Genomic DNA, 23,000 nt, shown 5'->3' with positions numbered 1-23,000 from the left:
CATGCCAGCCGAGTTGGCGCTCGGCGCGAGAGCAGGGGGATCGATGAACACCGACAAGCCGCTGTCCAAGGAGATCGACGCCGGCGTCCCGACGGCCGCCCGGATGTACGACTACTACCTCGGCGGCAAGGACAACTACGCCGCGGACCGCGCAGCCTGCGAGGAACTCGACAAGGTCGTCCCCAGCACCCGCCGGCTCGCCGTCAACAACCGCCGTTTCATGCAGCGCGTGGTCCGTACGCTCGCGGCCGAGCACGGCATCCGCCAGTTCCTGGACCACGGCTCCGGCCTGCCCACCCAGGACAACGTCCACCAGGTCGCCCAGCAGTACGACCCCACCGCACACGTCGTCTACGTCGACAACGACCCGATGGTGCTGGTGCACGGTCGCGCGCTGCTGGAGCAGGACGAGCGCACCTGCGTGATCCACGCCGACATGCGGGAGACGGACGCGATCTTCTCGCATCCCGACACCCAGCGCCTGATCGACTTCTCCCAGCCGGTCGCCGTGTTGTTCAACTCGGTCTTCCACTGCATCCCGGACAGCGACACCGACGGCCCGCAGGCCGTGGCCCGGCGTGTGATCGAGCGGCTGGCCCCCGGCAGTTTCGTGCTGATGTGCCAGCTGGTCAGCGAGGACGCCGAGGTCCGCGAGTTCGTCACCGACTTCATGGACCAGGCGACGCAGGGACACTGGGGCCGGGTGCGTGAGGAGAAGGACGTCGCCATGCTCTTCGAGGGCCTGGAGATCCTGGAGCCGGGCCTGGTGGAGGTGTCCACCTGGCGCCCGGACTCCGACGTGGCACCGCGTCAGCTCAGCCACGAGTGGATCGAGTTCGGCGGCGTCGCCCGTGTTCCGGGCGCCTAGTCAGTCCCGCGCGTAGCGCTGCTCCATCGTCTCCTGGAGCAGCGCCAGCGATGTCCGTGGGGTGAGTGCCTCGTCGGCCAGCCGGTCCAGGGCGACGCGGTACTCCTCCGTCTCGTCCCGGTCCTCCAGGAAGTTCGCGCTTCTGATGTGCTCCAGGTAGACGACGTCCGGCAGGTCGAGGCCGTCGAAGCGGAGATAGGTGATCGGGATCGACGGCGCCGACGCCTTGGTCACGTCCAGCGGCACGATCTGCACGGTCACATGCGGCTGCTGGGCCATGTCGACCAGGTGCGCGAGCTGCTGACGCATCACCGCCCGGCTGCCCAGCACGCGCAGCAGCACCGACTCGTCGATGATCGCCCACAGCTGGGGTGCGTCCGGCCGGGTCAGCAACTCGGCCCGCCGAGCGCGCAGTTCGACGCGGCGCCGGACCTCGTGCGGCGACGCGATCGGAAGCCCGCGCTCCACCACCGCCCGGGCGTAGTCCGGGGTCTGGAGCAGTCCCGGCACGTACTGGATCTCGAAGGTACGGATCGAGGCGGCCGCCTCCTGCAGGCCCACCAGCCGGTCGAACCACTCGGGCATCAGCCGCTTGTCGTACCGCTGCCACCAACCCGGTTCGCCGGCCCGCCGCAGCAACTGGAGCAGCACCGACGCCTCGTACTCGTCCGCGCCGTACAGCTTCAGCAGCGCCAGGACGTCCGGCTCGGTCGGAGGCTTGCGGCCCTTGCCGGACTCGATGCGCGACAGCTTCGCCGGGCTGAAACCCAGGGCGCGCGCGGCCTGGTCCTGGGCGAGCCCGGCGTCCTCCCGGAAGCCCGCCAACTGAACGCCGACCAGCATCTTCAACAGGGTCGGAGCAGGCTCCGCACGGTCGAGATAGGGTCGGAGACGAGAGATGCGCTGTGACTCGGCGGACATCGTGGCTCCCTGCGGACCGGCAGAAGTATCCCTCACGCTACCGCACTTCGCCGGTCCGCAGCAGGCGGAGCCCTCACACCAGGTGGTCGAACTCACCGTCCTTGGCACCGGCCAGGAACGCCGCCAGCTCGTCCGCCGTGTACACGAGGGCGGGGCCGTCGGGGTCACGTGAGTTGCGCAGCGCGACACCGCCGTCGATCAGCGCGGCCACCTCGACGCAGTTGCCCTCGGCGTTGCTGTGCCGGCTCTTGGTCCAGCGGGCGTCCAGCGCACTCGCCCGCACTCCGTTCGGCATCACCGACATCACGACCTCCCTCGGTTCACGGTGCTGTGTCTCTACCCGATTCTCGCGCAATTTCTCGTGCAATTGCACGCGGGCGCTGACAGCGTGGATAATAGCCGTGGCGTCAACCCCCCGGAAGGCGCCGAAACATGACGCTGCCTCAGGGAAAAGAGCAGGTCGGCAGGCCTGTCTCCCCGTCCGACATGACCGCTGCGGAAAGGCCCCACGCCATGCGCACCGCTTCGACGGGACAACAGAGCCACGAGCGCACCGACCGCGAGACGCGGCCGAGCGGCGGAGCGACGCCGCTCCGGGCCCTGGGCGAGGTGCCCTGGCGGGACATCCGTGACTCCACGGGCTCCGCGGCCGCGATCCCGCTGCTGCTCAACACCATCGCCTGGGGCGGCCCGGGCTCCGCGGGCCGCGCGCTCGACGAACTGCGGGATCGTATCTGCCAGTACGGCTTCGTGGTGGAGCAGGCCACGGCCGCGACCGTGCCGTTCCTGTGGGAGCTCGTCCAGTTGCCCGAGGTGACCTGCCGGCCCCGGATCATCCAGCTGCTCAAGAACATCGCCGACGCCCGGCAGTGGGAGCACACCGCGACGGCCTACCCCAAGCTGCTCAACCACCGGGAGAACCACGTGGTCTGGGAGCGCGCCGCCCGTCGTGCCGTCCACGCCCGCCGGGGTGTCCTCGGACAGCTGTTGGCCGAGGAGGACGCGGAGGTCGCCGGCGCCTCCGCCGAACTGGCCCGCACCCTCGGCGAGTAGCTCCCCGGGTCTCACGCTCCGGTCGTCCCCGTCATCGACCCGCCCCTGGTGTACCCCTGGCAGGCGGCCGGCGGCGGTCCGCGACTTCACCCTCTCGGTCGGTCCCGGCGAGACGGTCGCACTGGTCGGCGCGTCGGGCGCGGGCAAGTCCACGGTGCTCAACCTCGTCATCGGCTTCATCCGGCCACGGGGTGCTCGTCCTGGACGAGGCGGCCTCGGCGCCGGACACCCGCTCCGAGGCCCTGGTCCAGCAGGCGCTCGCCCCTCTGCTGCGGGGCCGCACCACGTTCGTGGTGGCGCACACGGCGCGTACGCGGCGCTGCACAGCGGCCAGGTGGCCTGAGAGGTGAACCGCGGACAGGTGGGGCTGTCCCGGTAGGCAACGGTATTGCGTCAAATGGGTGTCCGGGGCCGGGAGAGGCGAATGGTCCGGCCCCCTCCGGGCATACGGTGCGCAAAAGTCGAGAGAGGGGCGCCCCGTGCTTGTTCCGGACCCGAAGGTCGTCAGGAAGTTGCTGACCAGGTACGCATCGCTGCGCATCGCCCAGGCGGAGAGTGAGACGTCGACGGCCGCACGGGAGTTGGAGGACGTCAGCTACACGCTGTGCGTGATGATGGGCACGACGAGCATCCATGAGGCGATCGCCAAGGCGGACGCCCTGCTCACGAGCGGGCGCCCCACCGACCCGGACGGGGAGAGCGGATTGTCGCTGGCCGTCTGACGCGCAGGCGGCGCAGCGCCCTCACAGCACCGTCGTGATGGTGCCGTTGACCCGCCGCCGCTCGCCGGCGGCGGGTCTCGCCAGCCACTCGGCGATGGACCGGGCGATCGGCAGGCCCGTGTCGGCCTCGATGAAGCCGAACTGCCCGGACTGGTTGCACTCCAGGAACCACCACGTCCCGTCCCCGTCCTCGGCGAAGTCGAAGGCACCATAGGCCAGTTCCGCGTCCCGCAGATACGCGAGCACCCCCTCTGCGACCCGCGGCGGCACCTCGGCGCGCTCCCATGGCGTCCGGTCCGTGGCGAAGCGGACGTCCACCTCGTCCGGATCGGCGTCGGGCGCGGTCGGCCGGCGGGCGGCCAGCAGCCGGTCACCGACCACGGTGAGCCGGATGTCGCCCCGCTTGGCGATCCGCCGTTGCAGCAGCGTCGGGCCGAACGCGACCGCGGCGAAGTCTGCGTCCGGCGCCACCCGGCTGGTCGGCACCGCTCTCGGTGGCTCCTGCGGATGCGCGCCCGAGACGGGTTTGACGACCAGATCGGGGAAGCGCTCGGCGAAGTCCCGCGCGGCCTGCGGGAACGTCGTGATCAAAGTCGCCGGCACCGGCAGCCCGCAGCGTTGGGCGAGCCGCAGCTGCCAGGGCTTGTGGCGGGCCCGGCGGGCCGCGTCCGGGTGGTTCATCCAGCGCGTGCCGGAGCTGCGCAGCATGCCGTACAGGGCTTGCGAGGACTCCTCCGTCAGCCACGCGGACGGCTCGGCCACCCGCGTGGCCGGAGTCCCCGGCCGGCGCACCCACACGGACCGCAGTCCGTCCATGCTCACCAGCCGGCCCGCGGACCACAGGTGTCCGCGGAACGTGCCGTGCACATACTCGCCCGACAGGGCGGCACCACTGATCAGATCGGCGGGATCGAGGCGGACCACCGGAACCCCGGACGTGTTCAGGTGGACCACCACCATGTCCGCCGTGACGTCCTCGTCGTTGGTCAGGATCAGTACGGTCATCGTCGACGGCCCGGGGTCAGTCGTCGAAGTGCGTCTTCGAGCCGGCGGTGGAGGTCGTCGTCGCCAGTTCTCTGAGCAGCGCGAGGTCCGTGGCGGCGATCCGCCCGTCGAACAGTACGTTCAACTGCAGGCCGGAGTCGTACGCGTACGGCGTGGCGACGTCCAACTCCGCCGCCGGGCGTGCGTAGTTGAGCGCGAACGGTTGCATCGTCTCTCCCTCTGGGTGCTGCCCCGGTCAGGCCGTCGGCCTGGCGTGTGTGGTGGCGTCTTCCGCTCGATGTCCGGGGCTTCCATGGACTTATACGAATCGAACGGGTGGTTGGTTTCCTTACGCTCCGTGATCGCGGGCGAGTTGGTCGCTCTGAACCTGAGACGGCCGACGGAGTCGGTCGGTTGACTGGTCGTGGGGTCGAGGGCCGCGCACACGGAGCGGCGGTGGGGCGCATCGCGGCGGTCGCGGGGGCGCGTGGCCGGGTCGGCGCCCGGGGGGCGGTGGTGCGGAGTGCGGTGATCCGTCCGGAAACGTCAGGCGGGATCGCCGGGCCGGGCGGCCTCGGCAGGCGTGTGGTGCGCCCGCCCCGCCAGGGGGGCGCGCAAGGTGCGCAGAGCGAGCAGGAGTACGCCGATGTCGTCCAGATACACCGGATCGGGCAGCAGATCGGTCGGCAGTACGAAATACAGGACGGCGCCCCAGAACACCCAGCGTGGCCCCGTCGGCAGTCCGGCCCGCCGCAGTCCGCGCCGGGCCCGGATCAGCCGTACCAGCAGCCCCACGGCCGCGGCGAGCAGAAGCGCCGCGGCCACGGCGACGACGGCGAGCACTGCTGTCGTGGAATCCACGGGCCCTCCTAGGTCCGGTGCACCGCTACGCGCGTGCCCTTCTTGGATTCCCTGATACGGCTTCTGTATTGCCTCCGTTGGGGTCGTTTGTGCCGCTCGGCACACCCCTGCCGGGTACGGCTGTGCCAGGGTCGGCGTCCGGGCACGCGAGAAACGGGGTGGCCGGGGCGGGGTCGCCCGAGATGCGGCACGTCGTCCAGGTGGCGACGGCCGCCGTCGTACGCGCCCTGCGGGAGGGGGCACGGCGGCGCCCTACGGCTGTGCGGGCAGCGGGGCGCCGGTGGTTCCCGCGGTTCAGGCGCGCGGGCTGGTTCCCGCGGTTCAGGCGCGCGGGCCGTCGGCGCCGTTCTCCGCGCCCCCGCCACCGGGGCCGGTCTCGCCCCGTGCCCCGGCCGCCGGGCGCCGGGCCTTCCCGCCGCCCTTGAAGCGTTCCAGGGTGCGGGTCAGCTGCTGGAGCGGGGACGCGGCGGGCGCCTCCTGCTGCGGCTCGCGGACCGGTGGCTCCGGCTGGGCGGCGGCCGACTCGCGGTGGACGGCGAGGGCCTCGTGGGCGCGCTCGGCGGCCTCCCGGTACAGGTCCCGGGACCGGGTCATGGCCTCAAGCGCCTCGGCGTACATCCTCACCAGCGCCCGCTCGCGCGCCAGCTCCTCCTCCAGGGTCAGCAGGTGCCAGTCCTCCCGCAACGCGGTCAGCGCCTCCTCGGCCCCGTCCGGCAGCGGTCGCGGCGAGGCGGCGAACCGGCTCACCGCCGCGAGCAGCTCGGCCGGCTCCGAGCCGTCCAGGAAGACACTCCGTACGGCGAAGTCGTCACCGTCGTACCCCTGCGGGACCGGCGCGCCGGGCAGCACCACGGCGCCGCCGCGTGGCACCTGGACCCCGAACTCCCGCAGCGCCCAGTTCACGGAACGCAGCTGGTGCGGTGCCGCCCGGTGCTCCACCACGCGGTGCCGCAGCCCCGGCGGCAGCAGCCGGGCGAGCGGCCGACGCCCGCGCCCGTCGGGGGTCATGGCCTCGTGCACGACGAAGTGCACGGCCCATCCGCCGCGCGCGGCGGCCCTGAGGACGCGCCGCAGCTCCTTGTCGTCCGGCGGCAGCGGGTTGATGTCCCGCAGCCGCAGCCCGGCGCCGGTCTCCCCCTCGTGGTCCCAGGCCACGTCGGGATCGTCCGGCCAGAACATCGTCACCGGCGACGGCCAGCGCGGATCCCACGGCGCCTCGGCCTCCGCCGCCAGCACCCACGGGCGTCCCTCCGCAGGGTCGAGCGCCAACGACAGTCTGGCCCGGACGGTCACCTCCTCACCCGCCTCCCAGCGCGCCTCGAAGACCCGCTCGGGCGCGCCCTCGGTCTCGGGCAGCTCCAGCCAGTCGCGGATCACCCCGCTCTCCTTGAGCTGCTGCACATGCCGCCGGAGCACGTCCTCCGCGGCGGGCCCGGCATGGCGGCCGCGGGCCAGCCACACCGTGGGGGGAGTCGTCGGGCGGTCGGAGGTGGAGGTCGGCATGAGTCCATCTGAGAACGGGGGCGGGGTGCGGGTGCCAGTATCGTCGCCGCGGACCGTCCCGGTCACCCGGGGGGTCACCCGGCGAGCCGGTGGTCCACCTGCGGTCACGTGCAAGGTCGGCGATGGTGGGCAGGAGGGCATCGGCCGACTCTACGGCGGCGAACCCGAGAAGGAGTGACCCCTGTGAACGTGGACCTCGGCGGGCGGACCGCACTGGTGACAGGCTCCTCCCAGGGCATCGGAGCGGCGATCGCGACGGGCCTGGCCCGCGCCGGCGCCCGCGTGGGCGTCAACGGACGTGACGCGGAACGCCTCGAAAGGAGTGTCGGGAAACTGCGGGCCGAGGCACCGGACGGCGACTTCGTGGCCGTCGCCGCCGACCTGGGCACCGAGGAGGGCGCCGCCCGGGCCGTGGACGCCCTGCCCGACGTCGACATCCTGGTCAACAACCTGGGCATCTTCGCCCCCACCCCCGCCCTGGAGATCACCGACGACGAGTGGCGCCGCTACTTCGACATCAACGTCCTGTCGGCGGTCCGGCTGATCCGCTCGTACCTGCCCAGGATGACCGACCAGGGCTGGGGCCGGGTGCTGAACATCGCGAGCGACTCGGCCGTCGTCATCCCGACCGAGATGATCCACTACGGGATGTCGAAGACCGCGCTGCTCGCCGTGAGCCGAGGGTTCGCGAAGGAGGCGGCAGGCAGCGGCGTCACCGTCAACTCCGTCATCGCCGGCCCCACCCACACCGAGGGCGTCGAGGACTTCGTCTACCAGCTGGTCGACCGCGAGCTGCCCTGGGACGAGGCCCAGCGGGCCTTCATGCGGAACCACCGCCCGCAGTCACTGCTCCAGCGCCTGATCGAGCCCGAGGAGATCGCCAACCTGGTCGTCTATCTGAGCTCACCCCTGGCGTCCGCCACGACGGGCGGGGCGGTCCGGGTCGACGGGGGATATGTGGACTCGATCCTGCCCTAGGGCTTCTCGGCCTCGCCCCAGGGCCTCCGGGGCGGTCCGTCGCTCACCAGCCCGTCCACAGCAGGTGGTTGACGAGCAACGCGACCGTGGCCTGCGCCGCGAGCCAGCCGCGGGGGCGGGGCAGGAAGGCACCGGCGGCGAGCAGCCAGATGGTGAACGGCAGCCAGATCCGCTCCGTCTCCGCCTTGCTCATCCCGGACAGATCGGCGGCGATCAGAGCGACGAGCGCGGCGAGCAGAAGCACGGCGAGACGCGACTCCGGCCGACGCAGCGCGCCTCCGCCTCCGCCTCCGCCTCCGCCTCCGCCTCCGCCTCCGCCTCCGCCTCCGCCTCCGCCTCCGCCTCCGCCTCCGCCTCCGCCTCCGCCTCCGCGCCTCCGCGCCACCGCCCCGCCCGCGCGCATCAGCCCCGCCACCGTCGCCGGCCCCACCACCAGTACGGTGCAGGCGGGATTCGCCCACACCCAGTACCAGTACGGCCGGACACCCCCGGCGCCCTGGTTGTAGCGCTCCACGAGCAGGTGGTACGCCTCCCAGTAGTCGAACCCGGCGAGGGTGAGGACCAGCGGCACCACGATCACCCCGGCCGCCAGCGGCAACCACACCGCCCGCCGGTTCCGCCCGAGGACCAGCACCGCCAGCCCGACGACCCCGATCAACGTCAGCCCGTACGACAGATAGCAGGTCAGCCCGAACAGCAGTCCCGCCCCGAACGCGGTGGCGCGCGGCCGCCGTCCCGTCAGCGCCGACGCGAAGAGGGCGACCGCCCACGCGGCGACCGCCGTGAAGTACCCGTCGGCCGACGTCCCCATCCACACCGCGCCCGGCGCCAGCGCGAGAAACGGCGCCGCACGCCGCGCGAGCCCCTCCGCGGCCAGGGCCCGCACCGTCATCAGCACGGCCACCACCGCGGTGGCACCCACCGTGATGCACCAGACGCCCGCCCAGGCGCCGCCGCCCAGCCCGATCCGGTCGAGCAGGACGAAGGTGAGGGTGGCCGCCGGCGGATGACCGGCGACGTGCGCGGGCCAGTGGTCGGGGCCCTGGATCACGATGTACTCGGTGAAGTGCCGCAGGGCCGCCGGGATGTCGTGGAAGCGGTCGATGACCTGGAGGTACTCGTACCGCGTGGTCAGCCGTGCGGCGACGCCCCGGTGCCAGCCGTCGACCAGGGCCAGCGACCACGTCCACGCCATCGCGGTGCCGCAGGTCACCGCGAGCAGCGCGCGCCACGGCAGCCGGGCGGCGAGCGCGGGCCCGTACACCACCACCGCGACCGCCACCACCACGGCGGCCGGGGTGCCGGGTCCCACGTGCGGGCCCCAGGAGGCGAGCAGCGGGGGCCAGTTGACGAACAGCGTGCCGTCGGTGTCCTCGATGTGGCGGCCGACCAGCACCGCCGCCACGAACAGCAGCAAGGCGGCCAGAGCGGCGGCCAGGTCACGGAGATGAGGGGAGCGGATCACACGCAGGACGCTAGGCCGCCACCGGCTCCGCGAGGGTGTCCGGCGCCCCGACGTCAGCATTTCGTCATGGGTCGCGACCGCCTTTCGGCACGGGCCGCGGCCTAACGTCAGGACATGCACGATCCACGGCTCCCCTCCTCGCCCGGTTTCTGGCGCAGCCCCCTGCGCGGCCCCCACTTCACCGCCGTGCTCGGGATCGTCCTGCTCGTCGGCATCACCGTGCTGTTCGTGACCGGACTGCTGTCGTACGCCGCCTACAACCCGAACCTGTCGCCGGTGAACGACATGACCCCGGACAAAGGGATCCTCGGCTTCTACCTGTTCTCCTGGCCGACGAACCCGCACTGGCTGTACCGGCTCAACCAGGGCGTCCACGTCACCCTCGGGATCGCCCTCGTCCCCGTCCTGCTGGCCAAGCTGTGGTCGGTCGTGCCGAGGCTCTTCACCCTCCCCCCGGCCCGGTCGCTGGCGCACGCGCTCGAGCGGCTCTCGCTGCTCCTGCTGGTCGGGGGCGCCCTGTTCCAGTTCACGACCGGGGTGCTCAACGTCCAGCTGGACTACATCTTTCCCGGCTCGTTCTACACGCTGCACTTCTACGGCGCCTGGGTCTTCTTCGCCGCGTTCGTCGCGCACGCCGCCCTGAAGCTGCCGACGGCCCTGCGCAATCTGCGCGGGCTGCGCGCCGCGAGGGCCGAGGACAACGACCTGGTCGCGCCGTCGCCCGCCGAGCCAACGGTGTCCCGGCGGGGCGCGTTCGGGCTGGTCGGAGGGGCCTCGCTGCTGCTGTTCGCCACGTCCGCGGGCCGCAGCTTCGACGGCCCGCTGCGCCAGACGGCCCTCCTCGTGCCGCGCGGGGGACCGGAGCCGGGCAGCGGACCCGGCGGCTTCCAGATCAACAAGACGGCCGCGTACGCCGCGATCGACACCCGGGAGACGGCCGGCGACACCTGGCGGCTGGTCGTCACGGGCCGGGCCGGCGTCGTCCGGCTCAGCCGGGAGGAACTGCTGCGCCTGCCGCTGCACAGTGCCGCGCTGCCCATCGCCTGCGTGGAGGGCTGGTCCACGTCCGACCAGTGGTGGCGCGGCGTACGGCTGCGGGACCTCGCCGCCCTGGCCGGGTACGACGACCCGGCCGACGTCCTGGTGGAGTCGCTGCAACAGCGCGGCGCCTTCCGCCGGGCCGCGCTGCGCGCCAACCAGGTGGCCGACCCGCGCTCCCTGCTCGCCCTCGACGTCAACGGTGAGCCCCTGACCCTCGACCACGGCTACCCCGCCCGGATCATCGTGCCCGCCGCGCCGGGTGTGCTGAACACCAAGTGGGTGGCACGGATGACGTTCGGAGACCTCTGATGCGCCCCACCCTCACCCGGCCCCGCCTCCTTGTCGGCAGCCCCTTGCAGATCCTGCTCCTCGCCTGCTCGTTCGCGCTCGCCGGGTACGCGGGGGTACGGCTGCTCGCCGGTGACTGGTTCGGGGTCGTGCTCTGGTTCGTGGGCGCGGCCCTCGTGCACGACCTGGTGCTGCTGCCGCTGTACACGGCGGCGGACCGGGGGCTCACGGGCGCGCTGGGCGCGGCACGGCGGCGGGAGTGGGTGTCGTACGTCCGGGTCCCCGCGGTCCTGTCCGGGCTGCTGCTGCTCGTGTGGTTCCCGCTGATCAGTGGCCAGATGGACGCGCGCTACCGGCTGGCCGCCGGGCTGTCGGCGGACGGGTTCCTGGCCCGCTGGCTGCTGATCACCGCCGTCCTGTTCGGCGGCTCGGCGCTGCTGCTGGCGCTGCGGGTGCGCAGGGACACGAAGCAGCGGCCGCCCGCCGACCACTGACCGTCCGCGGCGAGGCCCAGCACGCGCGCGTGCCGCAGCAGCGCCGGGGTGCCGAGGCGGGCCCACGGGAACGGGGCGCCCGCCGTGCCCTGCCCGTCGGTGACATGGACCTGGACGCGTTCGTCGATATCGACGGGAACCGTCTCGGCGATCACCAGACCGCCGGGCGCGAGCAGCCGGGCCAGTCGGCCGAGCAGCGCCCGCGGGTCGCCGCCGATGCCGAGGTTGCCGTCGATCAGCAGGGCGGTGCCCCACCGGCGTTCACCGGGCAGCGGCTGGAAGACCGAGCGGTGCAGGGCCCGGCCGCCGAGCCGCGCGGTGTGCGCGACGGCGGCCTCGCTGACGTCGACACCGAGCGCCCGGCGGCCCCGGGCGGCGAGCTCGGCGACCAGCCGGCCGGGACCGCAGCCGACGTCGAGCACGGCGCCCTCGCAGCGGGCCAGCACGGTGAGGTCGGCCTCGTCCGGGCGGGCGCACCACCGCTCGACGTCCAGCGGGAGCAGCCAGCCGTCGCTGCGGCGCAGGAAGAGCGGGCCACGGCCGGTGCGCAGGGCGCGGGCGTAGGGATCGTCGGCGGTCCAGGGGATCAGCCGCCCGGGCCGCGTCGTCTCGTAGGGGACGCTCATCGGCCGGTGGCCGCCCGTAGCCGGGCCAGTTCGGCGGCGAACCGGCCGTGCGGCGCCAGCCCCGCCACCGCCTCGACGTCGGCGGCCGTGTCGACGTCCCGCAGCCGGGGCAGCTCCCGCACCCGCAGCCCCGCACCGGAGAGCCGCTCGCGCTGGACGGCGCCGGTCCGCGGCGTCGACATCGGGACGCCGCGCAGCAGCTCCGGCGCGGGCTCGGCGAGCCCCAGCGCCCAGAAGCCCCCGTCCTCGGCCGGGCCGAAGTACGCGTCGCACCCGGCGAAGTCCACGGTCAGCAGCTCCGGCGTCACCTGCGGCGTGTCCATCCCGATCAGCAGCGCCGGTCCGTCGCACCCGGCGAAGGCCGCCGCCAGCCGCTCGTCCAACCCGCCCGCACACTGCGGCACCACGTCGAAGCCCGTCGGCAGCCAGGGTCCCGGACTGCCGTCCAGCACCAGGACCCGGCGGTGGGCCGGTGCCGCGGCCACCGTGCGCAGCGTGTCCACCAGGGCGGCCTCGGCCAGCCCGGCCGCCTCGGCGGGTGTGAACGGCGGTGTGAGCCGCGTCTTGACGCGCCCGGGGCGGGGCTCCTTGGCGATGACGAGCAGGGTGGTCATCGGTGGCTCCCTTCCAGCGCCGAGGGCGGCTCGGCCAGCACGCGGCGCATGTCCCGTACGGCCTGCCAGGTGCCACGCCAGGTGCCGGTGACCTTGGACGCGCCGGTGCGGGGCAGATACGGCACGTCGTGCTCGGCCACGCGCCAGCCGGCGTCGGCGGCGCGCACCACCATCTGGAGCGGATAGCCGCTGCGCCGGTCGGTCAGTCCGAGGGCGAGCAGCGCCTCACGCCGGGCGGCCCGCAGCGGACCCAGGTCGTGCAGCCGCAGCCCGGTGCGCCGGCGCAGCAGCACCGTCAGGGCGAGATTGCCCACCCGCGCGTGCGCGGGCCAGGCGTTGCGGCCACGCGGCCTGCGCCGGCCCAGGACCAAGTCGGATTCGCCGGCCTGCACCTCACGCACGAACGGGACGAGGAGGGACGGGTCGAGCGAGGCGTCGCAGTCGCAGAAGCACACGATGCCGGCGGTCGCGGCGGTGAGCCCCGCGTGGCACGCGGCGCCGAAGCCGCGGCGCGGCTCGTGGACGACGGTGGCGCCGAGCGCGCGGGCGACGTCCGCCGAGCCGTCGGTGGAACCGTTGTCCACGACGAGGGCGCGCCATCCGGCGGGGATGCGTTCCAGTACCCAGGGGAGGGCCTCGGCCTCGTTCAGACAGGGGAGGACGACATCGACGGGCGGGGGTGGGGGAGGGGTTGTCACGGCTTTCACCCTACGAATGGAAAGCGGGCATTTCGGGCTTGCGCTGCTTACGGAACACGGACGTCAGGGGAGTGCCGGGCCCTGCTGGGCGCTCAGCCCGTCCCGCGCGAACTCCCCCATCCCGTCCAGGAATCCGACCTCGGGCCGCCAGCCCAGCTCGGAGCGGAGCCGCCTGGAGTCGGCGGTGATGTGGCGGACGTCCCCCAGCCGGTACTCCCCGGTCACCACGGGCTCCGGCCCGCCGTACGCGTCGGCCAGCGCCCGCGCCATCTCCCCGACCGTGTGCGGCTCACCGCTGCCGGTGTTGTACGCCGTGAGCGCGCCGGGCGCCGAACTCGCCTCCAGCGCGGCCACGTTGGCCGCCGCCACGTCCCGTACGTGCACGAAGTCCCGTCGCTGCCGCCCGTCCTCGAACACGCGCGGGGCCTCGCCCCGGGCGAGCGCGGAACGGAAGAAGGAGGCCACCCCCGCATACGGCGTGTCGCGGGGCATCCGGGGCCCGTACACGTTGTGGTAGCGCAACGACACCGCCGAGCCGCCCGTGGCCCGCGCCCACGCCGCCGCCAGGTGCTCCTGGGCGAGCTTGGTCGTCGCGTACACGTTGCGCGGGTCGGCCGGCGCGTCCTCACCGACCAGGCCGGGCTCCAGCGCGGCGCCGCAGTCGGGGCACGGGGGCTCGAAGCGCCCCGCCGCCAGGTCGGCGACCGCCCGTGGACCGGGCCGCACCACGCCGTGCCGGGCGCAGCGGTAACGCCCCTCCCCGTACACCACCATCGACCCCGCCAGCACCAGGCGTCGCACGCCCGCCTCGGCCATGGCGGTGAGCAGCACGGCCGTGCCGAGGTCGTTGCGGGAGACGTACTCGGGCGCGTCGGCGAACCCCGTGCCCAGCCCCACCATCGCCGCCTGGTGCGAGACGGCGTCCACGCCGGACAGGGCGCGGCGTACGGCATCGAGGTCCCGTACGTCCGAGCGGGCGTCCTCGCGCAGGTCGTACACGACGGGTTCGTGCCCGGCCGCCGACAGTGCCTCGACCACATGGGACCCGATGAATCCGGCACCGCCGGTGATCAGTACGCGCATGGCCACACGCTAGGTCGGCGCACCGGGCGCGGAGCCGCACCGCGCCCGTCATGTCACAGGTCCGTAAGACGCCGAGGGGCCCGGCGGACAGTCGCCGGGCCCCTCACCGCCGGGTTCGCGGAGCGCTTACGCGCCGCTCTCCCTGAGCATGTCCTCGCGCTCGACGAGCTTCACGCGCTCGCGGCCCTGCGGCTCGCCCAGCGCCTTCTCGGCGGCGTCCAGCCGGTACCAGCCGTCCCACGTGGTGAACCGGACGTTGCGCTCGGCCAGGAAGGCGTCGACGGCCTCGGGGGCCGGCGCGGACGGGGCGTGCAGCCGGCTGTGGGCGAAGTCGTCCAGCAGGTTGGACACCGTCTCGTTGGCGTCGCCCTTGGTGTGACCGATGAGGCCGACCGGGCCGCGCCGGATCCAGCCGGTGACGTACACCGACTGGAGGTGCGTGCCGCCCTCCTCGATGACGCGGCCGCCCTCGTCGGGGACCGTGCCCGAGTCGATGTCCCACGGCAGCTTGGGCAGCTTGTCGGAGAGGTAGCCGACGGCCCGGTAGACCGCCGTGACGTCCCAGTCGGTGAAGGTGCCGGTGCCCTTGACGTTGCCGGTGCCGTCCAGCTCGGTGCGCTCGGTGCGCAGGCCGACGACCTTGCCGTCCTCGCCCAGGATCTCGCTCGGCGACTCGAAGAAGTGCAGGAACAGCTTGTGCGGCCGGTCGCCGACGTCGCGGATCGCCCACTTCTCCAGCGTCTTGGCGACCATGTCGGCCTGCTTGTTGCCACGCCGGGTCTCGATGGAGCCCTCGTCGTAGTCGATGTCCTCGGGGTCGACGATGACCTCGATGGTGGGGGAGTGGTCCAGCTCGCGCAGCTCCATCGGGCTGAACTTCGCCTGTGCCGGGCCGCGGCGGCCGAAGACGTGGATCTCCTTGGCCCGGTTGGCCTTCAGACCGTCGTGCACGTTGGGCGGGATCTCCGTCGGCAGCAGCTCCTGCGCGGTCTTGGCGAGGATGCGCGCCACGTCGAGGGCCACGTTGCCGACACCGAGGACGGCGACCTTCTCGGCCTCCAGCGGCCAGGTGCGCGGCACGTCCGGGTGGCCGTCGTACCAGGACACGAAGTCGGCGGCGCCGTACGAGCCGTCCAGCTCGATGCCCGGGACCGACATCGCGCGGTCGGCCGTCGCGCCGGTGGAGAAGATCACGGCGTCGTAGAACGAGCGCAGGTCGTCCAGGCTGATGTCGGTCGGGTAGTCGACGTTGCCGAAGAGCCGTATCTGCGGCTTGTCGAGGACCTGGTGGAGGGCCGTGATGATGCCCTTGATGCGGGGGTGGTCCGGAGCGACGCCGTAGCGGATGAGGCCGAACGGCGCCGGCATCCGCTCGAAGAGGTCGATGGACACGCCGGGTTCGGCGGCCACGTCGGACTTGAGCAGGGCGTCGGCGGCGTAGATCCCGGCCGGGCCGGCTCCGACGATGGCTACCCGCAGCGGGCGCGTCATGATCAGGTTCCCTTCGAGCGATGATGATGCGACTCGACGGGAAGCCTAAGCTAAGGCAAGCCTAACTTGGTACGCGGGTCCGCTCTATGAGCTCATAAGGCCACCTTATGGGATCCATAAGCCGCCTGAGGGGGCTGCGAGCACGCCACCCGCCGCGGTGCTTTCCTTCTGCCTGTGGCCGTGAACGAACCCCGCGGCGGCTTGCCGCCCCTCGATCTGCTCTCGACGTTCCTGGAGATCTACCGGTCGGGCTCGCTGTCCGCCGCCGCCCAGCGGCTCGGGGTGACCCAGCCGGCCGTCACCGGGCAACTCGCGCGGCTGGAGGAGCGGATCGGCGAGCCGCTGTTCGTCCGCAGCCACAAGGGCGTCACACCCACCCAGCGGGCAGCCGCGCTCGCGTCCCGCGTCGGCGTCCATGTGGACGGCCTGCGGGAGGCCCTGCGCCCGGCCGGCGCGGAGCCGCCTCTGCACGGCACGGTGCACGTCGGGGGACCGGCCGAGGTGATGACCCTGCGGGTGCTGCCGGTGCTGGCCGAGCTGACAGGCCGTGGCGTGACCGTCCGGGTGACCCACGGACTCGCCGACGACCTGCTGTCCCAGCTGGCGGACGGCCGGCTCGACCTCGTCGTCTCGGCGGTACGGCCGTCCCGGCCGGGCCTGCTCGCGGCGCCACTGGTGGACGAGGAGTTCGTCCTGGTCGCCCCGCCCGCGCTGGCCCACACCGTCGACGCCGAGCGGCTGCGGGCCGAACCCGCGGCGGCGCTCGCCCATCTGCCGCTGGTCGCGTACGCCGAGGAACTGCCCGTCGTGCGCCGCTACTGGCGCAGCGAGTTCGGGCGCCGCCCGGCGAACCCGGTGGCGATGGTCGTCCCCGACCTGAGATCCGTCCTGGCGGCGGTGGCCGCGGGCACCGGGATCTCCGTCCTGCCCCGCTACATCGCCGCGCCGGCCCTGGCCTCGGGGGAGGTCGTGCAACTGCACCATCCCGAGGTCGCGCCGCTCAACACGCTGTACCTGGCGGTACGGCGGGGTGCCCCCGCGGGCCCCGCCGTGACCGTGCTCCGCGACCGCCTCCAGCACGCCGCCCGCCGGTGGAACACGCTCTGAGCCTCAGTCCCCGTGCCCCGCGCCGGGGGCGATCACGACCTTGCCCACGACGGTGCCGGACTCGGCGTGCCGCAGCGCGGCGGCGGCTTCCCGGAGCGGGTAGATCCGGTCGATCCTGGTCTCGATCGCGCCGGCCCCGAGCAGGCCGAAGATCCTCGTGAGGTCCTCGCGCAGCTGCGCCCGGTACCGTTCCGGCCGCCGCGCCTTCCCGGCCCACAGGTTGAAGAAGTAGGCGTGCCGGCCGTTGGGCAGGGCGTTCCACGTCGCGAGCTTCGCGACCAGCTTCAGGACCGCGACCGTGCCGCTGCCCGTCCGGTCGCGGGTCGAGGCGCTGCCGTACGAGACGAGGGTGCCGCCGGGGGCGAGCAGCCGCCAGGAGTCGTCGACGCTCCTGCCGCCCACGTGGTCGAAGACGGCCGCGACGCCGCCCGGCGCCAGCTCGCGGACCCGGGCGGGCACGTCCCCGCGGTAGTCGACCGGGGTGGCGCCCATCGTGGCGACCGCTTCCTGGTTCCGGGCCGAGGCGGTGCCGATGACGTGGATGCCGCTGCTGCGGGCCAGCTGGACCAGCAGACTGCCGACGCCGCCGTTGGCGCCGTGCACGAGGACGGTGTCGCCGCCGCGGACCTTGGCCGTGCGGAACAGCATGCGCCAGGCCGTCGCGCCGTTGGTGACCAGCGTCTCGGCCTCCGCCGCGGTGATCCCCTGGGGGACCGGCACCAGGTCCGCCGCGTCCAGGAGGACGTGGTCCGCCCAGCCGCCGGTCTTGGTCAGGGCGGCGACACGCTGCCCCACGGTCACCGGGCCGGACTCCGGGGAGCCGAGCTCCTCGACGACGCCGACGAGGTCGTAGCCGGGCACGAACGGGAACTTCGGCATGTCGTAGTACTTGCCGCGCCGCATCTGCTGCTCGGCGAAGGTCACGCCGCTGGCCTCGACCCGCACCAGGGCCTGACCGGGACCGGGCTTCGGCAGGTCCCGGACCCTCAGTTCCAGGCTCTCGGGCTCTCCGACGGCGGGGAGGACGACTTCGGTGGCCTTCATGACGGTGTCTCCTTCGTGGCGGTGGTGGGTGACGCATTACCGGGTCATGGTGTGTGGTTAAACACTCACTAGTCAGGCCCAAGGGAGGGCGGCTGTCGGTCCAGGAGGAACCGGACGGCCGCCCGAGTCGGTTTCGGTCGGTCAGTAGTGCGTGATGCCCGCGGACAGCGTGCGTGTCCAGGGCGCGTCGACGGCGGTCGCGTCGATCGCGACGATCAGGTGGCAGAGCATGCCGGTCGCGAAGAACTGCTGGATCTGCTGCGCGCTCCCGCCGCAGGCGCCGCGGACGTACTCGACCGTCCGGGCGTACCCCGCTCTGACCGCGTCCCTGACGGCCGGCTCCGCGATGGCCGCCGCCTGGGCGTGCAGCTGCACCAGCAGCAGGTCGTTGTCGCTGATCAGGCGGGCGTAGGCATCGCCCATCGACTCCAGGACCGCCTCCGGCGTGCTGCCGGTCGCCTCGGCGGCCCCACGCTCGAACGCGGCGCGCACCTGGACGAAGCAGTACTCCACGACGGCCGTGAACAGCGCCTCCTTGTTCGGGAAGAGCCGGTAGACGTACGCCTGCGAGATCCCGGCCGCCTTGGCCACCTCCGTGGTGGTGGTGCCGAAGTAGCCGCGCGCCGCGAACGCCCCGATGGCGGTGCGCAGCACGGTCTCCCTGCGTTCCTCGGCGGTGGAGAGTCGGCGCTGTTCCGTCTTCATGTGAGTACTTAACCACTCACACTCCGAATCCGTCAAGAGGGCCTCGGAGGGCCCAACAGCTCACGCCGTTCCGGCGCGCAAGCCCCAAGCGATAACTCTTCTTATGGCTGGAGGGGTGCACTTCGAGACTCCCTGATGGACGCTCGAGGCATGTCGAAGAAGATTCTGATGGTCATCTCGGGCGCGGACAGCATGCGGCTGGCCGACGGCTCCACCCACCCCACCGGCTACTGGGCCGAGGAGGTAGCCGCCTCCCACCAGGTGCTGACCGCGGCCGGCGTCCAGGTCTCGCTCGCCACGCCGCGCGGCGTACGCCCCACCGTCGACGCCCTCAGCCTCGACGAGCGCGGCGGCGTGCCGAAGGCCGACGCCCAGCGGTTCCGCACCTACCTCGACGGCATCGCCGACCAGCTGGCCGCACCCCTCGCCCTGTCCGACGTACGGCTCGACGACTACGACGCCGTCCACCTCCCCGGCGGCCACGCCCCCATGGCCGACCTCACGAGCGACACCGACCTCGGCCGGCTGCTCAACGAGGCGGACGCGGCGGGCCGGACGGTGGCGGCGCTGTGCCACGGTGTCGCAGGGCTGCTCAGCGCGGAGCGTCAGGACGGCGTCCTCACCTTCGCCGGGCGCGCGCTGACCGCGTTCAGCGACGACGAGGAGCGCCAGGGCGGCCTGGGTGACAACGTGCCCTACTTCCTGGAGAGCAGGCTGCGCGAGCGGGGCGCCGTGGTCGAGACCGGCCCCGCGTGGAGCAACACGGTCGTGGTGGACGGCAACCTCGTCACCGGCCAGAACCCGCAGTCCAGCACGGCGACCGCCGAGGCCGTCCTCAGGCTTCTCGGCGAGAGCTGAACCGGGCCTCGCCGCCGCGGGCCGTCAGCCTGCCTTCGCGCGGGCCGACAGCCCGTGGCGAAGGCACTCGCTCAGGTCGACCGCGATGCTCCCGTCGGGGTCCAGCCGCGGATTGAAGATCGTGACATCCAGGCCGACGGCCCGTTCGTCGGCCAGGGCCGTGCTCAGCACGTCCTCCAGCTCCAGCCACGTCAGCCCGCCGGGCTGGCGGTAGTCGACGGCCGGCATGATCGCGTCGTCGAGGACGTCGACGTCGAGGTGCACCCAGTAGCCGCCGGGCGCGCGGGACAGCCGTTCCACCGCCTGGCGCGCGGCCGCGGCGGCGCCGAGGGCACGCATCCCGTCGAGGTCCAGGGCGTACAGCTCGGGCGGCAGCGGCTGCATGCCGAACTCGGCGGACTCCAGGGCGTCGCGGTAGCCGAGGACGACCACGTCCTCGTCGCGCACCAGGGGCCCGCGGCCCCCGAGGTCGGTGAGGACACGCGGCCCGCGGCCCGTGACAAGGGCGAGGTCCATCGAGGCGGCCTCGCCCGCCGGTTCCGCCGCCGGCTGGTAGAAGTCGGTGTGCCCGTCGAGGAACAGCAGGCCGTGGCGGCCGCGCCGCTTCAGGGCGAGCAGGTTGCCGAGCAGGATGCTGCAGTCGCCGCCGAGCACGACGGGAAAGCGTCCCGAGTCGAGCACGGCGCCGAGCGCGTCGGCGAGCCGCATGGAGTACTGCGCGATGCCGGTGCTGTTGAGCACGCCGGTCTCGGGGTCCCGCCGCTCGTCGTACGGCGGCGGCTCGACCCGGCCGGCCCGCACCGCGCCCGGGACGTCCAGCAGCCCGGCGGCGAACAGGGCCGCCGGGAGCTCCTCCACGCCGCACGGCCGCAGCCCCAGTACGGACGGCGCCTCGATGATCGCCAGTTCCCGCACGTCACAGTCCCTTCGCCGATGGGCGGTGCCACGTCCCCTCGTCCTTGTGGCTCATCGTCGCGCGGAAACGAGATCGGCGCCCTGTCAGGCGTCCGGGTCCCCGTCGCGTCGGCAGTACAGGAACAGGTGCGGCTCGGGGATCGCCTCCGGATGCGCGGGAGTGAAGACCGTGTGCTCCTGCCGGAGCACCGTCAGTCCCGCGCCGCCCGCCAGCGCGGCGAACTCCTCGCTGCCGAAGCTCGTGACCTGTACGGGTTGCCCCATGAAGACGGCCTCGACGTCCTCCACGTCCAGCGGCACGGTGGCGAGCACCACGGGTCCGCCGGGCCGCACCGCCCGCACCAGCCGCCCGACCAGGGCGGACTGCTCCGCGCGGGACAGCTGGAGCAGGGAGAAGTACACGCACACCGCGTCGAACGAGCCGTCCGGCAGGGGCATCTCGCGGATGTCGGCGCACCGGAAGGCGGCGCCCGGCACCTGCCGGGCCGCCAGGTCCACCATCACGGGCGAGACGTCGACGCCGAGGACGTCGTGGCCCGCGTCGGCCAGCGTCCGTGCCGTGGGCCGTCCGGTCCCGCTGCCGACGTCCAGCACCCGGCTGCCGGGCGCCAGCTGCCCGAGCAGCCACTCCAGCGAGGCCCGGTGCGCCTCGGAGCCCGCGAACGCCTTCTCGTACGCCGCGCCGATCGCGTCGAACACAGTGGCGGCGCGGGGCCGGTGATCCCCGTCGGTCACGATGCTTCCCTTCGTCACGGCTGGTGCCGGGCATCGTTCCACTCACGGGCCGGGGTCACAACGGGGTCACGGCGTGCAGCGCGCCCGTACCGGCCGGGCGTGGCGCCGGAGCGGGCGCCGGGAGCCGGGTGGCGGCGGTTTGCGGCCGGGCAGGGGATCACGGCAGGGTGCGGGCGTGACCACCTTGCTGATCGTGCATCACACGCCCTCGCCCAACTGCCAGGCCCTGCTGGAAGCGGTGATCTCCGGAGCGACGACGCCGGAGATCGAGAACGTCCGGGTGGAGCGCCGGGCGGCGCTGTCCGCCACCGTGTCCGACGTACTGGCCGCCGACGGTTATCTGCTGGGCACCCCGGCGAACCTCGGCTACATGTCCGGTGCCCTCAAGCACTTCTTCGACCAGGTCTACTACCCGTGCCTGGACGAGACGCGCGGCCGGCCCTTCGGCTTCTACGTGCACGGCGGCAGCGACGTCACGGGCGCGGTGCGCGGCATCGAGTCGGTCACCACCGGCCTCGGCTGGCGGCGCGCCGCCGAGGCGGTCACCGTGACCGGCGAGCCGGACCGGGCCGACATCGAGCGCTGCTGGGAACTGGGGGCGACGGTCGCCGCCGGGCTCATGACGCCGTAGCCGGGGCTGCCCGCGACAGCCCCGGCCGGCGTCGCCGTCATTCCGCCGTCCGGCCGGCCCCGGCCGTCGGACGAGGTGCCGGATACCGCTCGGCCAGCTGGACCATCAGCAGTAGGAGCAGGGCCGCGAGCGAGGCCAGCGACGCGCTCACCGCCGTGAGACCGGCGCTCCAGGGCGGGGCCACCGTGAGGTCCAGGGCACGTGACAGGTCCGCCGAATGGACCCGGCCCTCCAGCAGCCCGGCCCCCGCCAGCCCCGCCGGCATCAGCATCCCCGCCAGCAGTGCCGGGACACTGGTCCGCACCGCCAGCAGGACGGCGATGACGAGGCACACCCCGGACATCCCGAGCGCGAGCGCGTAGACGCCGAGCGGCGCGTCGTCCCGGCGCAGCGGGAAGTACGCCGCGGCGCACACGACGAGGGCCGCGGCGGCGATCCAACTCGGCCAGAACACCTGCCGCCTGGGCTCCGCCGTGCGACGCGTACGCCGCATCCGCGGATGCCGCCCGGTGCGTGGCCGCGCCACCTCCTGCGGGTCCGGCGCGGCGGGCGTGTCCACGAACGCCGGCGCGGGGACGGCGGGCGGGTCCGCGGGCGGCCGCTCCGCGGCGGCCATCTCGGAGAGCGGGCGCAGGGCGGCCGCCGCGGCCAGCGCCTCGCGCTGCCGCTCCTGGCCCAGTCGCCCGATCAGCTCGACCAGTTCCTCTACGGGCCGCCCGATGGCGGCCGCGCGGACCGCCTCCTGTCCGCAGTGCGGCGGCAGCGAGGTCTGGTGCAACAGGGCCATCAGGCGTGACACGTCGTCGACGGACCGCCTCGCGACCGCCACCCGGATGGTCTCGTCCGCGCTGTCCGCGTGGCGCGGCGGGTGGGTCAACTGGGCGATGAGGCGGGCCACGTCGTCGACGGGCCGGTCCAGCGCGACCGCCCGCAGCACCGCGGTGACGGTCTGGGCGTACTCGGGGGACTGCTCCATCAGCGTGACCAGCCGCACGATCTCCTCCAGCGGCCGATCGCTGACGGCGGCGTGGACGAGGTCACCGACCGGGTTCAGCGGAGGTGGGGCCTGCGCGCGATCCGGTGGCCCGGCGTCGGCTGCCGTCGGGGGCTGGAGAGCCGTCTCGTCCAGTGGGCCGGCGGCTTCGAGGAGCGCGGTCGCGTCGTGGCCGAGGGCCGTGCCGACGACGTACGCCGTCTCGGCGGCCGGGGCGGGACGGCCGGGCGACTCGCCGTGCGGGGCGCTGTGGACCGGCGCCTCGGCGGCCGGTGGGCTGTAGGCCGGCGGCTCCATGACGGGGGCGCTGTGGAGCGGTGC

25 protein-coding genes and 1 pseudogene are annotated in these 23,000 nt (G+C 73.3%); 9 read left to right on the top strand and 17 right to left on the bottom strand.

Annotated features, from left to right (window positions below; genetic code table 11):
• Positions 1 to 43: 43 nt before the first annotated feature.
• Positions 44 to 868 carry an SAM-dependent methyltransferase gene (locus tag ACFV6X_RS17415; RefSeq protein WP_385384160.1) on the top strand — a complete coding sequence of 275 codons (825 nt, stop codon included), beginning with the start codon at positions 44 to 46 and terminating at the stop codon, positions 866 to 868.
• On the opposite strand, the gene ACFV6X_RS17410 is transcribed toward ACFV6X_RS17415, so the two are convergent.
• Together ACFV6X_RS17410 and ACFV6X_RS17405 are read right to left on the bottom strand one after the other, a co-directional pair.
• Positions 869 to 1,789, bottom strand: a complete 921-nt coding sequence (locus ACFV6X_RS17410; protein ID WP_385384036.1) for a helix-turn-helix domain-containing protein — start codon at positions 1,787 to 1,789, stop codon at positions 869 to 871.
• Positions 1,790 to 1,862: 73 nt separating this feature from the next.
• Positions 1,863 to 2,093 (bottom strand): DUF397 domain-containing protein, encoded by a 231-nt coding sequence (locus ACFV6X_RS17405; protein WP_385384033.1) that lies wholly within the window; start codon positions 2,091 to 2,093, stop codon positions 1,863 to 1,865.
• A 209-nt stretch (positions 2,094 to 2,302) separates the two neighbouring features.
• Between ACFV6X_RS17405 and ACFV6X_RS17400 the strand changes: the two genes are divergently transcribed.
• The 3 genes and pseudogenes from ACFV6X_RS17400 (at position 2,303) to ACFV6X_RS17390 (ending at position 3,564) form a co-directional block, all read left to right on the top strand.
• Positions 2,303 to 2,842: a hypothetical protein gene (locus ACFV6X_RS17400; RefSeq protein WP_385384030.1), complete on the top strand. Its 540-nt coding sequence runs from the start codon at positions 2,303 to 2,305 to the stop codon at positions 2,840 to 2,842.
• Positions 2,843 to 2,915: 73 nt separating this feature from the next.
• A pseudogene (locus ACFV6X_RS17395) lies at positions 2,916 to 3,162 on the top strand (ATP-binding cassette domain-containing protein); the annotation flags it as partial.
• Between the two features lie 159 nt (positions 3,163 to 3,321).
• Positions 3,322 to 3,564, top strand: coding sequence for a DUF5133 domain-containing protein (locus ACFV6X_RS17390; RefSeq protein WP_385384027.1), 243 nt, complete (start codon positions 3,322 to 3,324; stop codon positions 3,562 to 3,564).
• A 21-nt stretch (positions 3,565 to 3,585) separates the two neighbouring features.
• Here the strand turns inward: ACFV6X_RS17390 and tgmB are convergent, their stop codons facing one another.
• From tgmB to ACFV6X_RS17370, 4 genes are all read right to left on the bottom strand, one after another.
• Entirely contained in the window at positions 3,586 to 4,569 is a 984-nt protein-coding gene (tgmB, locus tag ACFV6X_RS17385; protein WP_385384025.1) for an ATP-grasp ribosomal peptide maturase, read from the bottom strand.
• Positions 4,570 to 4,585: 16 nt separating this feature from the next.
• Positions 4,586 to 4,777, bottom strand: coding sequence for a putative ATP-grasp-modified RiPP (tgmA, locus tag ACFV6X_RS17380; RefSeq protein WP_365455123.1), 192 nt, complete (start codon positions 4,775 to 4,777; stop codon positions 4,586 to 4,588).
• Between the two features lie 317 nt (positions 4,778 to 5,094).
• Positions 5,095 to 5,409 carry a DUF1232 domain-containing protein gene (locus tag ACFV6X_RS17375; protein WP_385384021.1) on the bottom strand — a complete coding sequence of 105 codons (315 nt, stop codon included), beginning with the start codon at positions 5,407 to 5,409 and terminating at the stop codon, positions 5,095 to 5,097.
• 321 nt (positions 5,410 to 5,730) lie between these two features.
• Complete coding sequence (locus ACFV6X_RS17370; RefSeq protein WP_385384018.1) at positions 5,731 to 6,912, bottom strand: hypothetical protein; 1,182 nt, start codon at positions 6,910 to 6,912, stop codon at positions 5,731 to 5,733.
• A 183-nt stretch (positions 6,913 to 7,095) separates the two neighbouring features.
• Here ACFV6X_RS17370 and ACFV6X_RS17365 point away from each other — a divergent pair, with 183 nt between their 5' ends.
• Entirely contained in the window at positions 7,096 to 7,890 is a 795-nt protein-coding gene (locus ACFV6X_RS17365) for an SDR family NAD(P)-dependent oxidoreductase (protein WP_385384015.1), read from the top strand.
• A gap of 43 nt (positions 7,891 to 7,933) precedes the next feature.
• Here ACFV6X_RS17365 and ACFV6X_RS17360 read toward each other — a convergent pair whose 3' ends face one another.
• Positions 7,934 to 9,415, bottom strand: coding sequence for a hypothetical protein (locus tag ACFV6X_RS17360; protein ID WP_385384012.1), 1,482 nt, complete (start codon positions 9,413 to 9,415; stop codon positions 7,934 to 7,936).
• 54 nt (positions 9,416 to 9,469) lie between these two features.
• Here ACFV6X_RS17360 and ACFV6X_RS17355 point away from each other — a divergent pair, with 54 nt between their 5' ends.
• The gene (locus ACFV6X_RS17355; RefSeq protein WP_385384010.1) at positions 9,470 to 10,705 is read left to right on the top strand and encodes a molybdopterin-dependent oxidoreductase; all 1,236 of its coding nucleotides are present in this window, start codon (positions 9,470 to 9,472) and stop codon (positions 10,703 to 10,705) included.
• 328 nt (positions 10,706 to 11,033) lie between these two features.
• Here the strand turns inward: ACFV6X_RS17355 and ACFV6X_RS17350 are convergent, their stop codons facing one another.
• The 5 genes from ACFV6X_RS17350 to ACFV6X_RS17330 all read right to left on the bottom strand — a co-directional run bounded on the left by ACFV6X_RS17350 (position 11,034) and on the right by ACFV6X_RS17330 (position 15,690).
• Positions 11,034 to 11,804 (bottom strand): class I SAM-dependent methyltransferase, encoded by a 771-nt coding sequence (locus ACFV6X_RS17350; protein WP_385384007.1) that lies wholly within the window; start codon positions 11,802 to 11,804, stop codon positions 11,034 to 11,036.
• Complete coding sequence (locus tag ACFV6X_RS17345; RefSeq protein ID WP_385384005.1) at positions 11,801 to 12,418, bottom strand: DUF2064 domain-containing protein; 618 nt, start codon at positions 12,416 to 12,418, stop codon at positions 11,801 to 11,803. Before ACFV6X_RS17345 ends, ACFV6X_RS17350 begins: the two co-directional genes overlap by 4 nt.
• Positions 12,415 to 13,125 carry a glycosyltransferase family 2 protein gene (locus ACFV6X_RS17340; protein ID WP_385384002.1) on the bottom strand — a complete coding sequence of 237 codons (711 nt, stop codon included), beginning with the start codon at positions 13,123 to 13,125 and terminating at the stop codon, positions 12,415 to 12,417. Before ACFV6X_RS17340 ends, ACFV6X_RS17345 begins: the two co-directional genes overlap by 4 nt.
• A gap of 54 nt (positions 13,126 to 13,179) precedes the next feature.
• Positions 13,180 to 14,199 (bottom strand): NAD-dependent epimerase/dehydratase family protein, encoded by a 1,020-nt coding sequence (locus tag ACFV6X_RS17335; protein ID WP_385383999.1) that lies wholly within the window; start codon positions 14,197 to 14,199, stop codon positions 13,180 to 13,182.
• Between the two features lie 126 nt (positions 14,200 to 14,325).
• Complete coding sequence (locus tag ACFV6X_RS17330) at positions 14,326 to 15,690, bottom strand: FAD-dependent oxidoreductase (RefSeq protein WP_385383996.1); 1,365 nt, start codon at positions 15,688 to 15,690, stop codon at positions 14,326 to 14,328.
• Positions 15,691 to 15,870: 180 nt separating this feature from the next.
• On the opposite strand from ACFV6X_RS17330, the gene ACFV6X_RS17325 reads away from it, so the two are divergent.
• Positions 15,871 to 16,797 (top strand): LysR family transcriptional regulator, encoded by a 927-nt coding sequence (locus ACFV6X_RS17325; RefSeq protein WP_385383994.1) that lies wholly within the window; start codon positions 15,871 to 15,873, stop codon positions 16,795 to 16,797.
• A 3-nt stretch (positions 16,798 to 16,800) separates the two neighbouring features.
• On the opposite strand, the gene ACFV6X_RS17320 is transcribed toward ACFV6X_RS17325, so the two are convergent.
• The gene (locus tag ACFV6X_RS17320) at positions 16,801 to 17,841 is read right to left on the bottom strand and encodes a medium chain dehydrogenase/reductase family protein (protein ID WP_385383992.1); all 1,041 of its coding nucleotides are present in this window, start codon (positions 17,839 to 17,841) and stop codon (positions 16,801 to 16,803) included.
• 141 nt (positions 17,842 to 17,982) lie between these two features.
• Complete coding sequence (locus tag ACFV6X_RS17315) at positions 17,983 to 18,546, bottom strand: TetR/AcrR family transcriptional regulator (protein WP_385383989.1); 564 nt, start codon at positions 18,544 to 18,546, stop codon at positions 17,983 to 17,985.
• A 150-nt stretch (positions 18,547 to 18,696) separates the two neighbouring features.
• Here ACFV6X_RS17315 and ACFV6X_RS17310 point away from each other — a divergent pair, with 150 nt between their 5' ends.
• The gene (locus ACFV6X_RS17310; RefSeq protein ID WP_385383987.1) at positions 18,697 to 19,404 is read left to right on the top strand and encodes a type 1 glutamine amidotransferase domain-containing protein; all 708 of its coding nucleotides are present in this window, start codon (positions 18,697 to 18,699) and stop codon (positions 19,402 to 19,404) included.
• A 24-nt stretch (positions 19,405 to 19,428) separates the two neighbouring features.
• Here ACFV6X_RS17310 and ACFV6X_RS17305 read toward each other — a convergent pair whose 3' ends face one another.
• Together ACFV6X_RS17305 and ACFV6X_RS17300 are read right to left on the bottom strand one after the other, a co-directional pair.
• A complete protein-coding gene (locus ACFV6X_RS17305) occupies positions 19,429 to 20,319 on the bottom strand; it encodes an arginase family protein (protein ID WP_385383984.1) in 891 nt (296 codons plus the stop codon).
• An 84-nt stretch (positions 20,320 to 20,403) separates the two neighbouring features.
• Entirely contained in the window at positions 20,404 to 21,054 is a 651-nt protein-coding gene (locus ACFV6X_RS17300) for a class I SAM-dependent methyltransferase (protein ID WP_385383981.1), read from the bottom strand.
• A gap of 175 nt (positions 21,055 to 21,229) precedes the next feature.
• Between ACFV6X_RS17300 and ACFV6X_RS17295 the strand changes: the two genes are divergently transcribed.
• Complete coding sequence (locus ACFV6X_RS17295) at positions 21,230 to 21,685, top strand: flavodoxin family protein (protein ID WP_385383978.1); 456 nt, start codon at positions 21,230 to 21,232, stop codon at positions 21,683 to 21,685.
• 37 nt (positions 21,686 to 21,722) lie between these two features.
• On the opposite strand, the gene ACFV6X_RS17290 is transcribed toward ACFV6X_RS17295, so the two are convergent.
• Positions 21,723 to 23,000: hypothetical protein (locus ACFV6X_RS17290; protein WP_385383975.1), on the bottom strand; the 1,278-nt coding region annotated here is incomplete at its 5' end.

This window comes from Streptomyces sp. NPDC059861 (genome assembly GCF_042731435.1).
Classification (GTDB): domain Bacteria; phylum Actinomycetota; class Actinomycetes; order Streptomycetales; family Streptomycetaceae; genus Streptomyces.
Note: the sequence above shows the minus strand (reverse complement) of the source record. Positions and strands in the feature narration are given on the sequence as shown.